The organism is Opacimonas viscosa (assembly GCF_024199005.1).
In the GTDB taxonomy this organism is placed as follows: domain Bacteria; phylum Pseudomonadota; class Gammaproteobacteria; order Enterobacterales; family Alteromonadaceae; genus Opacimonas; species Opacimonas viscosa.
Map to the genome: position 1 here is coordinate 1 of NZ_JANATA010000068.1, position 325 is coordinate 325.

The 325-nt window shown below is 50.2% G+C and carries 1 pseudogene; it reads left to right on the forward strand.

The features are described 5' to 3' along the window. A pseudogene (locus NLF92_RS12730) lies at positions 1-202 on the forward strand (patatin); the annotation flags it as partial. Positions 203-325 lie beyond the last annotated feature (123 nt).

A 325-nucleotide genomic window follows, 5' to 3' on the forward strand; every position in this document is an offset into this window, starting at 1 on the left:
CGTGATGAGCAGTTCATTAGGGATCCTGCAGGCGCGCGTTACACGCTCTCGTCTGGCTGGCGATCCGCCGGATATCTTAATTGAACCTCAGTTGACAGACGTGGGTATTATGGAGTTTCACAGAGCTGAAGAGCTGTGCGCGAAGGGAGAAGAGACCATCGCGCGTTTAGCCGAACAGATTAGGTATCAGTTACTTACGTAATAACTAGCTTGACGCCATAGCCGTAACACGAAGGGGCGCATGAGGCAAAGTCAATCCTTTTGCGCCATCAATCCACTCTTGTTCAAGGTGCAATACGCCATTATTTATCTGTACACCTTGCGG